This is a genomic window from Legionella sp. PC997 (assembly GCF_014109825.1).
Classification (GTDB): Bacteria; Pseudomonadota; Gammaproteobacteria; order Legionellales; family Legionellaceae; genus Legionella.
In genome coordinates, this window is the sequence record NZ_CP059576.1 from 171,498 (window position 1) to 186,726 (window position 15,229).

The window sequence follows — 15,229 nt, forward strand, 5'->3', positions numbered from 1 at the left end:
CCAACGCTATATAGAAGCCGCATCTTGCATAACATAGGTGAATCATGACCAACATCCCCAAGGGAGAGCTTGCTATCCAGACTTTGGCAATGCCAGCAGATACTAATGCTAATGGCGATATCTTTGGTGGTTGGATTGTGTCCCAAATGGATTTAGCTGCCGGAATATTGGCAAAAAGATTAGCATTGGGACGTGTTGCGACTGTTTCCATTCATTCCATGAATTTTTTAAAACCAGTTCATGTCGGTGATCTTGTGAGTTGTTACGTCAGTCTAATAAAACAAGGTAATACTTCTATGACTTTGCGGGTTGAAGTATGGGCGCATCCTGCCACCCAAAATGAAACCTATCAAGTCACCGAAGGAGTTTTTGTTTTTGTTGCCATAGATGAAAAAGGTAAAGCAAGACAGGTACCTAAAAAATATGACCAGTAATTCCCCAGAGCTGTATCATTTACTTACTGAAATGGCAACCCTAATTGCACAAAACGCGGAGCCAGATCCTCAATTATATATTTTATTCTTCCAACAACCCGAACTCGCTTTTAAATTGGTGGATATTATTAATAATTTGGAAGAAAAATTGGATGAAGGACTTTCAGTTTATTCAGCCTGCGTATTTGCTTTGGATATTTGTGTCGCCCAATTACAAGGCGCAGCGGAGTCCAATAATAAGATCACTGCAAAAATCTTAATCCAGTTAATGGATCACTTAGCCGAAATGATCAATTCTCGCAAACATACATTGAGTTTTTGGTTGCCGGTCTTAAATTCTTTTTATGAATCACACGTCGAGTTGACCGAGGATTTAAAAAATGCCTACTACGAGCTTGCTAGTGATGAGGAAGAAGTGATCCAAGAAGGTGAACCTATATCCCATCTAGAGGCAATTCGAGATTTAATTCACGAATTAGCAGATCTTAATGTTTTTGAAATCGCTGAAAATTTTTTCGCTCAAAGTTATGCAATGCCGGCTGATTTTTTTATCGATCTCATGGTGGATTTATATAATATTGAAGAAGGTGGGGATATTGCCTTACTTATTTTATTACATCCTAAAGCTGAGGTTCGCGAAGTTGCTTTGAACACGCTGAGTCAAATTATAGGCATGGTTACTTTTTCATCGATATCCCTTTCGCGTTTACAGACAATCAAATATTGGTATCCAGAGCGGTATCATGCCCTCTTCGACTCTTGGATTAAAATTCAACGCAAGCAAGGGGTGGTTTTCGCACCAGAACCTGAAGTAGCTAATGTGAATATCCGAGCAACTGAAATCGATGGTTCCGGTTCACAGGGCGTTTTTCTACATGTTCGTAAAAAAAGGAAAAATAGACTGTGTGGTTTGTTATTAAAGTATGAATTAGGTCTTAAAGATGCGTGGATAACACCTTCGCTGTCCTCGAAAGATGTAAAAGATTATTACAATCAGGCATTTGATGAAAATGTAACTTTGCGTGAGGTGGATTTAGTTTATTTCACAATGATGGTTGAGCATTTCTTAGCGATAACCATCGACAAAGGTGAAATTCCAAACGTGCAATTTTTAGAAATTCAAGAAGAACTGGGGATACGCTTACGTCCTAGAAAGTTGGATTTAGAGTATCTTTTCGAGCAATTAAGCATACAAATTACTCCTTTTACTCAAGAGGTGATTTCCGGTTCCTTACGACGTTCAAAATCCTGGCTAAAAACTAAATCGTTTACTGAATCTTGGTATTTAGAAAGTCATTTGGTTGATAAAATCGTTAATCATAACAGCACTTTTGTTGATGGGATTAGAGTGTGCCGGATGGAAGAAGCTATGGAAGCTGTCTTTGCTGAGGAGATGGAACTGCATCGCGATAAATGGCAATTTCACTTTTTATGGATAGCCTTATGGATGAAGTCCAAAGAAAAGCGAAATGAAAAAATATGGCGCGATAGTTTTTTGATTGCCTATACCATCCATGAAGGTAAGCCTCTGAAAGAAATCCCGGTGATGCAAGAAATTTGCCGTCAGACAGTGATTAATAGTGCAGAAACAATGCAAGAACGACGAACCCATTTGAGTCAGGAATGAGATAAATCTATGTTTACCGGAATTATTGAAAGCAAAGGTATCGTAATTAGCAATACTGAGCATGATGGCGCAAACCGATTATGTATTTCGTCTGGTTTGAAGCAATTACAAACAGGTGAAAGCATCGCTGTAAATGGCGTTTGTTTAACATTATTGCCTATGGGAGACGCCGACTTAAGTTTTGATGTTTCTCCCGAAACATTGCAGCGAACTACCTTAGGACGGCTTAAAATAGGTGATGAAGTCAACTTGGAACGGGCAATGCTCGCCTCAACTCGTTTTGGGGGACATTACGTAAGCGGACATGTAGATGCGCTTGCTCAAATTCATTCCATTAAGCACCTTAATGAATTTGTTGAAGTAGAGTTAAGTGGGTTTGATGCAAATGCAATGTTGTTTTTAGTACCTAAAGGTAGTATTACTGTTGAAGGGGTAAGTTTAACAATTAACTCGGTGTCAAACCAAAGCGTTAAATTGATGCTTGTCCCGCACACGTTACTGAATACAACCCTTAGCTTTTTAGAAAAAGGCCAAGAGGTTAATATTGAATTTGACTACCTGGCACGTATTGTTGCTCATCAATTGCAGGTTGCAGGAGCGTTAAGCGATCAGATCCCGTTATGAATTAAGGAGTAGTTCATGACTAAACATTTAACATCCCGATGGCATCATCTTTTTTTCGCCACAATTGTTATCGGGGTTGTTTCAGGTTTGGGTGGGATGTTTCTAGCCTTATTATTACATTTTATCCAACACTTAGCCTATCAGCACACGGTCTTTCCTATTATTGAAAATGAGCGTTTTCTCGATGTGGTTACTGGTTCAACAGCGTCGAGAAGGGTGATTGCTCTGCTACTGTGTGGTCTCATTGCTGGATGGGGTTGGTGGGCTGTTTTTCGTTATGGTCGACCTTTAGTGAGTATTGCAAATGCAATTAAATCACCTAGACCCTATATGCCTATAAAGACGACTATCGTACATGTGTTACTGCAGATAATTACGGTTGCTTTGGGCTCACCTATGGGACGAGAAGTGGCTCCGCGAGAACTAGGGGCCACGTTTGCCTGTTGGTTGACCAATAAAATGAAGCTACATCCTAAAGAAAGTCAAGTACTGGTGGCCTGCGCTGCAGGCGCAGGACTGGCTGCTGTCTATAATGTTCCTTTTGGTGGCGCGCTCTTTACTTTAGAGGTACTCATCGGTACTTTTCATTGGTTCGCAGTGATACCTGCCATTACTACCTCTGCGATTGCAGTGGTTATAGCCTGGATAGGTTTGGGTAATCAGGCGATGTATCAAATACCAGTTTTAATACTGGATTCTTCAATAGTTGTTTGGGCTATTGTTGCGGGTCCTCTTTTTGGTTTTGCTGCTTATTGGTTTAAACAGATAACAAACAGAGCCCAAAGTCGAGCGCCACGAAATTGGAAAATCATTATATTCTGCCTATTTAATTTTTTTATTATCGGACTCTTGGCGATTTATTTTCCGGAAATATTAGGGAATGGTCGATCTGCTGCGCAATTAGGGTTTGATGGAGATATGTTAGGACTTAGTCTTGCGACAGTCATATTAATACTTAGATTATTAATTGTTTGTACTAGCATACAAGCGGGTGCTTCCGGTGGAATATTAACACCTTCTCTTGCAAATGGCGCGTTAATGGCCGTCATTTTGGGTATTCTTTGGAGCCACTTGTGGCCAGGTATTTCAATATCTGCATTTGCGGTTATCGGCAGCGCAGCATTTCTTGCTGCGGCTCAAAAAATGCCGATAACTGCAATTGTCCTAGTCATCGAATTTACAGGAATCAATTTTAGTTTTTTTATTCCTATGCTTTTATCAGTTGCAGGGGCAATTAGCATGTTTAATTATTGTGCTACCAGGCGTTTGGTTGTTGCCACAAACTGACGAGAGCAAAGAAGTAGTACTGTAAATTCTAAAATAGATTAACTAACTGTCTTTATCACAATTTGGACCTCGAGTTAAGTATGTTAGAGGTCGCATCATATAAATTAATCACCTTGGGAAAAACTTCATTCATACTGAAGGCGCTAATTTTATCAAACATATTGGCACGAAATGTATTATATTCTTCATTTGAAAACATTTTGTACGATTCAAAAAATATCTGATCATAATTCATGCTATCATTGGGATCCGGAATATCAAAAAGTTTGCTGAACTCGCTGGCTAATTCATATGATTTTAAGTTGGTAAGCAGTGGAATGGCCCCACAAGAAGCCCCTTCTAGAATTGAGCTTGATAATTGATCTGTTTCTGGTACTGAAATTGAAAAATCTGCTGCAGATAAATAATGTGACATTTCTTGTTGCGATAAGAAGCCTTTTATCAAATGGATATAGTTATTGTTTGCACAATTTTGTTCCACTTTCTCAAGATAACTCGGTTCAGAATCTCCTTCAAGAAGTATGAGAAAACCACGATTCATCTTCTCCCTAAAACGAGAAAAAGCATCAATTAATTCAAGAGTATGATATTGGCTACGAATGCGCCGATTAACAATCCATATTGGTGAACTTACTAATCTCAATTCTTTCCTAATCTTATCGCGCTTTTCTTGTGAAAAACAAAATGAATCCGCAACCCCTAGACTGAATTCATGAATTTTTGACCGCTCGATACCGAAATAATTAACCAGATAATCAGTCATGCTTGGGGAGGCAGAAGAAATGCTTACAGCCTTTTTTAATATCTTGCCGAGAAGTATAGAATAAACTTTACTTCTACTCGATGCGCTAAAAATTTCGGTTCCATAGGTAGTAAGAATATAAGGTTTACCAGATAAAAAGGCGATCAAACCATAACCCGATGTATTGTGTGCATGAAAGAATGTATCTTGGTTTTTAGAAAGACTTAATCTAAGCAATAATCCAGATATTAAATATTTAATTGGCATAGGAATGCGATGAAACAATGATGGTAAGATTTTTTTGACTGGTGAGTTTACAATCATTGTTTGATTCAAATGATGCACAGTGTGGATACAGGCTTGGTATTCACCCGAATTTAACAGCTCCTCCCAATGTCGAACATGAGGACTATGAGGGTTAGCCAAAAAGTTAATACATCTTCGCTTCATAGGAAATACCATAAAAATAACGTCTATTCTTGTACCAATACAAAATCTGCAAGATTAAGTAACCTAGTAAAACACCGATAACAGAACCGAGAACTGAGTTTTGATATTGCCAGTTAACAATTACTACAATGATGGCCCACAGGACACTACCAGCGAGCAAAAATAGGAACTGACTGCGAGCTACCAAGAACTGGTTTTGAATTGCTCCCACCGCAGCTACTACTCCTGCCACCTGCCAAAGAATCACTATTAAAATTGATTCATAGGAACTTTTTATGCCATAAAGATTAAATAAAAAAGGTAAGAATAATCCAATAGCTATCGTCCAAAATAAACCAATAGCAAGGTAAAAGGCACTCATTCGAGTTATCATTTGCTGTTGGGTATTATTGACCGCCTGACTTAATCGAGGAACGAAAACGCCTCCAAGTATTCCAGGAATAAATATCATGACATTAAATAGTTGATATCCTAAAAAAAATGCTGTTTTGTCAACCTCATTAGAATTAAACTCAACGTGTTGGCCTATTATAAAAAAAATTACAAGGAAGGGTAAACCGAATGCCCCGCTATGGAGTGATTTGTAAATTATACTGAATACATTACTATTAAGAATGATTTGTTTATTAAACTGAAAATGACTATTCTTCATCACTTTTAACCAAGAGCAAAAGCCTGTAAGTAGCCAACCACTAGAGAGCAAGATCAAAAAGAGATTGTAATCCTTTAAAAGAATAGGAATACTTACTAAAGCTACTACGACAAGGTTAACAAAAATCCATAAATAACCCGCGCTTTCATGAGAACCTTCACGGTTTAACACTGCTGCTGCCAATGATAATAAAAAATAGCCAATGCAATAGATTAAGACACTTATAAAGAATACCAAGGAATATTGATCAGGATTAAATAAAATACCCATATAACCTAATACACCAACAATTAGGAATGAGAAAATAAGAGTCATGGCGCCACTGTATTGCAATACGATGGTATTTTCTTTTGCATCCAGGGGTAGCGATAAGATACGAGGCAAAACCCCCATTAATGAAAAATTACTAAGTGTATTGGCTGCAGTCAGGAATAATACAAATAATCCATAACTATCTGCTCCCAGCCTATTTGCCAGAATGGCCCCTAAGGCTATTTGGGTGAATCGGGCAAATCCCACTCCAACTACATAAATCGATTCACGTATCAACTTACACTCCATTCTGCGACCATTTTTTTATGCTGATGTAACTCTTCTCTAGAGAATCGTTGCTTTATCACTTTGGCAGGAATTCCTGCCACGATGGAATAATCTGGTATTGATTTGGTCACAATGCTCCCAGCTGCAATAACTACTCCTTCACCAACTGTAACCCCTTTAAGAATCGTTGCATTGGCTCCAATCCAAACATCATCTTTAATAATGACTTTGCCTGATCGTGGAGATTGTTTATCCTTATTCATAAAATACATAGGTTTCCCAATTTGATTCATTTCATGATCACCACAGTAAATGGAAACATTTGGCCCTAGCATCACATAGGAGCCAATTTCGATGGGATACTCCTTGGATGAGGACATTGTCGCTCCATGACCAATAAAAACAAAACTACCGATTTCGATACTGTCATAAGATAGCGTGGATGTTAGTGGGTCAAAAATAACTTGGGCACCACAACGGCGAAATCTTGTTTTGAATAAATGCATGACGAATCTCGAGAAGGCTAGTTGGCCTTTTTGGATGCATAATGTAATAAATTTGATAATTTCTTTCATTTATTGTTTCCTGACCATAATCCTCTTGTATCAACAACGATGGTATCTTTTTTAATTAAATTCTCTGCAACTGCAAATGACTTATGGTCGACTAATAGTAATACGATATCAGCTTCGAGTAATGCACTCTCTATACTCTGCAATTCTACTTTTCCATTTAACCCATTAGGAAGAGTATCAATATAAGGTTCAACAACAACTATATATCCAGCATGAAATTCTGCAATATTTTTCACAATTGAAAGTGCAGGGCTTTCTCTCAAATCATCAATATCCGCTTTGAATGTGAGGCCAAAACAAGCAATAACCACGTCTTTAACTGTCTTATTTGGATGTGCTTGTAAATAATTAGAGATGGCAAGTTTTATCTTTTCCAAAACCCATGATGGTTTACTATCGTTAACTTCTCTTGCGGCTCTGATAAGAGTAGCTTCTTTCGGAGCACTACTCACTATGAACCAGGGATCAACTGCTATGCAATGTCCTCCAACTCCAGGTCCTGGTTGCAGAATATTGACTCGAGGATGACGATTTGCCAAGGAAATAAGTTCCCATACATCAATATTTAATTTATCACAAATAATGGATAATTCATTGGCAAAGGCAATGTTAACATCACGGAAACTGTTTTCAGTTAACTTACATAACTCTGCGGTGCGTACATCGGTAATTATACACTCGCCTTCGACAAAAGTTTGATAAAACTTTTGTGCTTTAGCCGAACAAGCCTCAGTCATGCCGCCAATGACTCGATCATTTTGCACAAGTTCACGTAGGATATGTCCTGGTAATACGCGTTCAGGACAATGAGCAATTTTAATGTCTGCTTCCTCACCATATTGTTGGGGAAAGGTTAAATCGGTTCGTATACAAGCTAACCACTCGGCCATTTGTTCTGTAGTACCTACAGGAGATGTGGACTCTAAAATAATTAAATCTCCTTGCTTTAATACGGGAGCAATCAATGTTGCTGCTGACTTTATATAGCTCAAGTCGGGTTGATTTCCTTCCATAAAAGGCGTGGGAACAGCAATTAAAAATGCAGAAGCAGGTTGGGCCACTGTTGTAGCTTGTAGATAACCCTCAGTAATGCATGCATGAACCAAAATATCTAAGTCCGGCTCAACAATATGACTCATCCCTCTGTTAATAGTTTCAACTGTAGATGCATTAATATCTACGCCTATTACGTGAATTTTTCTTGATGCAATAACTGCAGCAGTGGGTAGTCCGATATAACCCAAGCCAATAACTGAAACTGTTTCAAAGTCCTGGTGAACAGTATGATTTATCATAATTTATTCCTAGTTTTTAAGCCCAACGTTCTAACCATCTTACAAAATTTTTTGATAATAAGTCCCTATCGAATTGGGATTTGGCAAGCATCAGTGCCGATTGACCCATTTGGGAAAGTTGTTGTCGATTTTTTGCTAGATTAATAAGCGCATCACAAAATGCTTCAGCGTTGTCTGGTTCCACTACCACCCCACAACCTGTATTGGAAATTTTCTCCGCTAACCAGCCGGGGTAATTGATCAATACCGGTAATCCAGCAGCAATATAATCAAAAAATTTGTTCGGGGATGTGCCATCATAAAAAGCGGGCACATTTGCTAAAATTTGCATACCTATATCTGCACACGCCAGTAGCTGTGATAGTTGTTCTTTATCCACCGGGTCAAGAAAAATGATATTGTCTAATTCTAATTCATTTGCCTGTTGAATTAATCTATCTTTCAATTTTCCTTGACCAATGAGTACAAATCGAACATCGTCGCATTGTCTTTCTTTTAATATTTTAGCGGAATTAATAATGGATTGAAGGCCATTTGCTATGCCATGAGTCCCGGCAAAAATAGCCATTAAATGATGCTCCTCAACACCTTTAGGTCGTACTGATTTATGTGAGCCTGCAAATAAATCGATATCGCTACCATTTGGAATTATGGTGACTCGTTTTTCGTCTTTTCGAAATCTTAAAATACCATTTTGAATACCTGGGGATAATGCAATTAATGCATCAGCACTTTTATATGCCATCCACTCCATTAAACCCATTAATTTTAAAATGATGGGATTAGTAATGACACCCATTTCACGAGGCAACTCCGGCCATAAATCTCTGACTTCAAAAATAAATGGTTTTCTACGAAACCATTTACCTACCAAACCGGGTAACGCTATGGTAAGTGGGGTTGATGTTGCAAAAATTAGATCATACTTTGCGCTTAAGGCATACTTCATACTTAAACAAGCGAACCGTAAGAAAATTGCAGTTCGTTTTAAAAAAGAATCTTGATTTGCATAAGCTAAATTAAATTCCACAACATGGATCCCATCAACGTTGCCTTCACGAACATTATTTTTAAAAGAATGGACTAATCCAGTATTTGCTCCTTTATAGCTACCACAAACTACGGTCACCGTATGTCCATACTCAATCAGCTTTTTGGCCATTTTGTAGGATCGAATCCCTGTTGATCCAGCTGGCGTAGAAAAATGTTGATGAAAATATAGAACATGCATATCAATTCACCTCTAAATCAATGGTAAAACTTTGAATTTCTAAAGTTTGCAATATCTTTAGTATTCTTATTCACTAACAATCCATTTGTCCCTAGGTTAAATAACCAAACTTAGAACATCTTAAATATATTATTATTTTTTTAAATATTAGAATACGCGGGCCTCTCTGTAAAAAGGAATGAAGGATAGTTTTAATCATTGAAAGAAAGATACAAATTACTAATTTCTGTGTACGGAGATGATTCAATTCTAAAATCCTTTTACAATATCAAATCTTTTGCATCAAGAAGGGGGATTTCCCATCTAGTATGACAAAAAAGGTTCGTTATACATTTAACGTGATTAAGCTTACATATATTGAACATAACTTTCAATACCAGTTATATTCCATTTCAACAACCCCTGGTTGATCTACTTCAATCTCCAAAACGGGAAGTTTAGCTTTTTGTTGATAGTAACGAGATTCCCAACCTTCAACTAATTCAAAACGCTTTATGGGGATGGAGGTATTTATTTTGATAAAATGAGTTTGGTTTGATAATGAGTGATCTTGGAGCTTCCAATCTCCAGGTACTAATCGCCAGCGTATTACTGCGGATTTTTTAAATCCGTTAATGGTATCATTTACTTTTAAATAATTATTATAGAGTTCCACGGCACGTTGATGGGTTACCCCAAAACTGTCGCAATAACTGACTTTAAAGGTACTGCACAGCTCTGTTTCTGTTATTTGAGTGAATGAGCTTGTTTTTAACCAATTACCAAATAAAAAACGACTTAGTCGAGGCATCTGATCACGTTGATCAAATTGAATGGTATTATGACTTGCTGTTCCAGGAAAATAATTAAGCCATTTATCACTAGTATTGTAGCTATAAGTCCCCGCATCACGAAGTAAATTGACACAGTTGACCCATAAATCTATATGCAAGGCATCCGCGTGACTTGGACGAAAACGAAATCGGGGATAACGCATTAAAAGAAATACAGAACGGCGTTTAAGTATCGCAAAGCCTCCATCATTAAATAGTTTACTTTTTAAGGGTTCTGCTTTGTTATCGGGAATTGCAATTTGCAACCATTGAAGGGGATAATTCCAATTTCCATCCTTCGTATAGGCTTGTTGATGATTAAACAAGATCATGGCCAATTGTACAGAGGGCCTGTAATCTCGATAGTCACTATCTGTTAATTGTAATAACCTTGCCCCATCATTTGCGCCAATATTTGGTGCATCTCCGGTTTGGTCATCTACCATATGAAACAACCAATATGTAGCTGCCGAGCATTTCCTCCTCCATTCGTCAGAAAAGGCCGATAAGGAGAGTTTTCGTCGCCACACCTCAACCATGCAAAGGGTGTCTATAAGTACTCGATGGTAATTAACAGAATATTGACTGAAGCTTCCATCTTCTTCTATTAAATATGATATCCGATTTTCTAACCATTTCCGGCCTAATCGGCTCCATTTCTTACCCTTGCTAATACCCAGCATCTCAAGCCAACTACCTCCTATAAAAAGAGCTGCAGCCTCGGAGGTGCCATGATTATTGTCCTGTGCTATTGCATAGTTCAAGGTTGATGCAATCCGCTGAAGGTGCAGATGGATTAGGGCTATTAATGATTTGGAAGCCTGTTGGATTTGATCAACAATCAAGGTGGCAATTGCCAAATGCATCACTCGAATTGCAGCTTCTTGACCACATTTCCAGTTAACACCGAAAAAGGGTGGGTTATTTAGACACCAATTATTTAACCACTCATTTAATTTCTTTAATGAGTTTCTGTCGCCTAATTTTGCTTGTTGTGAGAATGACAATACCCAATCAAAACGCGAAGCCTCCCAGATTACTTTAATATCACCACAGTGTGTTGCAAAATCTGAGATTTTCCACCATGGTTTTGTTTCATCCATACGGGCACCAGTAAAAGGGTTTAAATGCCAATCTGGTGCATTATCTGAAATCGGAACCAATTGATTACCAAAATAGGCAGCCTCTTGTAGCCAATTTTTATTAGGAACAAGCGGGCTCTCGGAAGCACGAACTTCGAAGAAAAATGTACCACTAGGTACTTTAATTTGTGGGTTGTGACGACTAAATTTATTTAGAAGTCGGTAATGCACCACCCGTAACAAATTGGTAGCTCCTAACGCATAAAGTGTTTTCGCTTTGGTTTCTATCGTTCTCATTTTTTAGATAGCAAATCGGCGATGTTGATAGTTATTCGTGACACTTCAAAAATTTCCTCTATGGGTAAAGGTGTTGGAAGACCTTTTTCTACGGCCGTTAGAAATGCTTGGGCGCATTGTGTTTGTCCTTTATCTTGTCTCCAAAGGTTTTGTCTTTTAAAGTTTGGCCACCCATAGCCTGTCAATTTGCGAAAATTATCTAATTGCAAAATTTTTCCTGCCGTGAAAACTTCTATCCTCTCTTTGGGAAAACTGGGAGATCCATTAGCTAAATAATGAATTGTACCAAAAGATCCATCAGCAAAGCCCAATATAATTGCTGCCTTGTCTTCTGTGATTTTCACAGAGGGGTTCTCTCCCATGCATCGAGCTTGTACGGAAGTAATTTCACAATCCGCTAAAAATCGCATTAAATCAACTAAATGACAGGCTTCACCGAGAATACGACCCCCACCAATTTTTTTATCTTGTGTCCAATGTTCAGCAGGAATAGTGCCGGCATTCATAGTCATGATAAAAGTTTTTGGTTCCTTTATGGGATGCAACAATGTTTTGATTTTTTGTATCTGGGGTGCGAAACGTCGATTAAATCCCACCATTAAATGTGGTTTTTTACCCGATAAATGTGCTGTATGATAGCTTGCTTCAATTTCAGCAAGTTCAGATAAATTAAGTGCTAATGGTTTTTCAACAAAAACATGCTTGCCAGCGGCTAAGCCCTTGGTTACCAATTCTGCATGGGTATCATGGCGAGTGGCAATAACCACCGTATTGATTTCCTCATTATGAAATACATTTTCTATCTCACTAGAGGCATAAGAAAAGCCGGCTTTTTCACCGTGAATTGCACTATTTACTCCTCCTGCTGTAACCAAGGTATGTAGTTGGGCCTCTGCCGATTTAAAAGCCGGAATTAACACTCGAGACGCATAATTCCCTGCGCCAATAAAACCTACTATGGGTTTACTGGAGTGGAAAACAGGATTTGCTTTTAATTGAACTTGTTTTTCAATTTGCTGATTATTATCTGATGGATAGTGCATTAGGATACCTAATGCTGATTTATTCTCTGTTAAAACTTGATACGCTTGTAAGGCCTCTTCAAAGGTAAATCGGTGGGTAATTAAAGGCTTAACATTTAATTGACTGCTAGCCATCATATCAAGGACTGCTTGAAAATTACGTTGCTCTGTCCAACGTACAAAACCAATTGGATAATCAACCCCCTTTTCTTCATATAACGGATCATATCGACCAGGTCCATAAGAACATGAAACTTGAAAACTTAATTCTTTTTCATAAAAATCTGCTCTATTTAGCTCCAGACCAACCACACCAACTAAAACAATACGTCCTCGCTTCCTACTCATGTGTGCAGCTTGTTGGAGTGGATCATTTGATTTGGTAGAAGCGGTAATAATCACTCCGTCAACACCATACCCCCGGCTGAAAGTCATTCCTGCATTAACTACGTTCTCACCTTTATTCGGATTACAAATTTCGGCACCAAATTGTTGGGCAAGAAGCAATTTTTCTTCGTCAAAATCGACTGCTAATACACGGCAACCATGAGCTTTAAGTAATTGAATCGTTAGCATGCCAATAAGCCCAGCACCGATAACTACAAATGCTTCGCCCAATGTCGGTTGTGCTAAACGTATGCCTTGGAGACCGATACTTGCCAAAACTGTAAAAGCAGCCGTTTCATCATCAACATTATCAGGAATTTTTGCACATAAATTTGAAGGTACTTTGACTAAATCTGCATGAGAGCCATTAGAAGCTACACGGTCACCAACATTAAATCCTTTGCAGTTTTTACCTACTTCTATAATGACACCTACATTACAATAACCGGGTAATATAGGCTGTGATAGTTTAGAGCGCACAGCATCTAAAGTTGTAAGAATACCCTCTGATTTTGCTTTATCCAAAACCATTTTTACTTTTTCAGGTTGTTGACGTGCTTTTCCAAAATAGGATGCTTTACCAAAATCAAGAAGCATGCGTTCTGTTCCGGCAGAAATTAATGTGGTTGATGTGGAAATTAATATACTATTATCATCCATCATGGGAGCTGGTGCCTCTATAATGGATGACTTACCATGACTCATATCCTGGATTAACTGTTTCATGTTTATACCCCAATTAAATTATGCTGTGAGCGACTTTTCTTTACAAAGCAATATAAGCCATAAGCAAAAAAGACTGGCATCACCGAATAAAAAAATGATTTGGAAAAAGAAGCCAGATCACTTCGTAAAAAGAAGAAAAACCAAGGCACCATAATCGCATAGACTATTACTTGCACGACATTTGATTTTTCTATCGCTTGATTTTCAAGATACTTAATTAACATTCCAACAAAGAAAAACTCTAAAAATACGCCTACAGCGCCAAAATTTAAATAGCCTTCTGCAACGGGGAAGAACCCCATATTACCACCTATTGCGATATATTCAGGGGAGAAGAACTCGTGAGTATATTTTACACTAAGGCTTTCGCTAAATTTTCCTAGGGATGAGGGAAGTAAATTGACAAGCGCATCAAGATAACTGCTACCCCATAAAAAACTGTTAGAAAACCATGGGTTGACATCGAGCATTGATCTGAATGGCGCCCCCAATTCGCTGGCTGAAAGGTCTAACCATGCTAGATTAAAATTCTCTAAAACATACGATAAAGCTGATGATGCTCCATGATCAGATAAAACTTGTCTGAAACTGGCAAATATTCCAAATAAAAAAGCACAAAAGAGGGATGTTAATATTACAAGCATTGGTACTTTACCTTTTACTTTTAGAAAATAAATAAATAGAAAGGAAATAACCATGAAAAAACTGGGTCTTCGAATACCTAGAAAACTAACATAAGCTACGAAACATAATAAAAAGGATAACAAAAAAAAGCCTACTATTAGCCTTTTTCTTGAAGGCTGATAAAGCCAGCTATGAACCATAAACAGATAACCAATAATTGAATAATATAAACCTAACTCCAGGGGCCCTGCTTCACGTTTTAAAAGAGCTCTACCAGCATAACCAGCATTAAAATAGGCAGAAAATCCTACTGTACCCGCAATTGCAGCAATCAGAATTATTATGCCCAGAAGGAGTATTGAGAAGCCAAAAAATGCTTCCCGGTTACCATTATGTATTAGTTTAAAGCGTGGTTTTCCAATAGCATAATAGCCAAAAATTTGGCCTAAAAGACCCACTACACACATGGTGGTGACGAAGGTGACACCGTTCTCATTGTAATCATTATAAAAATAATGATGTATAGGAACCGCCATTGAATAAAAGAAGAAAGCAAGAATACAAACAACTGAGGCAGAGAAGAAACCACAACCCGACAGATGACTTGTTAGGAAGGTAGCTATGATAAAACACCAAAACGAAGATAGTATGAGCTCTGAATTTAGTTCGAAACTATATGAGATAAAAACAGAGGAGATGCCTACTAACAGAAAGATCCATAAAATAAATTCTAAATATTTCGCAGAATAGTCAACATTGTATTTCATTATAATCACCAGGTACCTGATTTAAGAGCAACCTAATAAAGATTCTGTTCATTAC

The 15,229-nt window shown here is 37.9% G+C and carries 12 protein-coding genes; 4 read left to right on the forward strand and 8 right to left on the reverse strand.

The window, feature by feature from the left end:
- Positions 1–44 precede the first annotated feature (44 nt).
- The 4 genes from yciA to HBNCFIEN_RS00770 are packed head-to-tail and all read left to right on the forward strand — an operon-like array spanning position 45 to position 3,972.
- Positions 45–434, forward strand: a complete 390-nt coding sequence (gene yciA, locus HBNCFIEN_RS00755; protein WP_182392262.1) for an acyl-CoA thioester hydrolase YciA — start codon at positions 45–47, stop codon at positions 432–434.
- Complete coding sequence (locus tag HBNCFIEN_RS00760) at positions 424–2,061, forward strand: hypothetical protein (RefSeq protein ID WP_182392263.1); 1,638 nt, start codon at positions 424–426, stop codon at positions 2,059–2,061. The genes yciA and HBNCFIEN_RS00760 overlap by 11 nt, the downstream gene beginning before the upstream one ends.
- 9 nt (positions 2,062–2,070) lie before the next feature.
- A complete protein-coding gene (locus HBNCFIEN_RS00765) occupies positions 2,071–2,685 on the forward strand; it encodes a riboflavin synthase (RefSeq protein ID WP_182392264.1) in 615 nt (204 codons plus the stop codon).
- A gap of 15 nt (positions 2,686–2,700) precedes the next feature.
- Entirely contained in the window at positions 2,701–3,972 is a 1,272-nt protein-coding gene (locus HBNCFIEN_RS00770) for a chloride channel protein (protein WP_182392265.1), read from the forward strand.
- 55 nt (positions 3,973–4,027) lie between these two features.
- Here the strand turns inward: HBNCFIEN_RS00770 and HBNCFIEN_RS00775 are convergent, their stop codons facing one another.
- The 8 genes from HBNCFIEN_RS00775 to HBNCFIEN_RS00810 all read right to left on the reverse strand — a co-directional run bounded on the left by HBNCFIEN_RS00775 (position 4,028) and on the right by HBNCFIEN_RS00810 (position 15,174).
- Complete coding sequence (locus HBNCFIEN_RS00775; RefSeq protein WP_182392266.1) at positions 4,028–5,164, reverse strand: glycosyltransferase; 1,137 nt, start codon at positions 5,162–5,164, stop codon at positions 4,028–4,030.
- A complete protein-coding gene (locus tag HBNCFIEN_RS00780; RefSeq protein ID WP_182392267.1) occupies positions 5,145–6,365 on the reverse strand; it encodes a lipopolysaccharide biosynthesis protein in 1,221 nt (406 codons plus the stop codon). The genes HBNCFIEN_RS00775 and HBNCFIEN_RS00780 overlap by 20 nt, the downstream gene beginning before the upstream one ends.
- The gene (locus tag HBNCFIEN_RS00785) at positions 6,362–6,931 is read right to left on the reverse strand and encodes a DapH/DapD/GlmU-related protein (protein ID WP_182392268.1); all 570 of its coding nucleotides are present in this window, start codon (positions 6,929–6,931) and stop codon (positions 6,362–6,364) included. Before HBNCFIEN_RS00785 ends, HBNCFIEN_RS00780 begins: the two co-directional genes overlap by 4 nt.
- The gene (wecC, locus tag HBNCFIEN_RS00790; protein ID WP_182392269.1) at positions 6,928–8,226 is read right to left on the reverse strand and encodes a UDP-N-acetyl-D-mannosamine dehydrogenase; all 1,299 of its coding nucleotides are present in this window, start codon (positions 8,224–8,226) and stop codon (positions 6,928–6,930) included. The genes HBNCFIEN_RS00785 and wecC overlap by 4 nt, the downstream gene beginning before the upstream one ends.
- 16 nt (positions 8,227–8,242) lie before the next feature.
- Positions 8,243–9,457: a glycosyltransferase family 4 protein gene (locus tag HBNCFIEN_RS00795; protein ID WP_182392270.1), complete on the reverse strand. Its 1,215-nt coding sequence runs from the start codon at positions 9,455–9,457 to the stop codon at positions 8,243–8,245.
- A gap of 370 nt (positions 9,458–9,827) precedes the next feature.
- Positions 9,828–11,648, reverse strand: coding sequence for a heparinase II/III-family protein (locus tag HBNCFIEN_RS00800; RefSeq protein WP_182392271.1), 1,821 nt, complete (start codon positions 11,646–11,648; stop codon positions 9,828–9,830).
- Positions 11,645–13,783 carry a bi-domain-containing oxidoreductase gene (locus HBNCFIEN_RS00805; protein WP_182392272.1) on the reverse strand — a complete coding sequence of 713 codons (2,139 nt, stop codon included), beginning with the start codon at positions 13,781–13,783 and terminating at the stop codon, positions 11,645–11,647. Before HBNCFIEN_RS00805 ends, HBNCFIEN_RS00800 begins: the two co-directional genes overlap by 4 nt.
- 2 nt (positions 13,784–13,785) lie before the next feature.
- Positions 13,786–15,174: an O-antigen polymerase gene (locus tag HBNCFIEN_RS00810; protein ID WP_182392273.1), complete on the reverse strand. Its 1,389-nt coding sequence runs from the start codon at positions 15,172–15,174 to the stop codon at positions 13,786–13,788.
- Between the last annotated feature and the right edge of the window lie 55 nt (positions 15,175–15,229).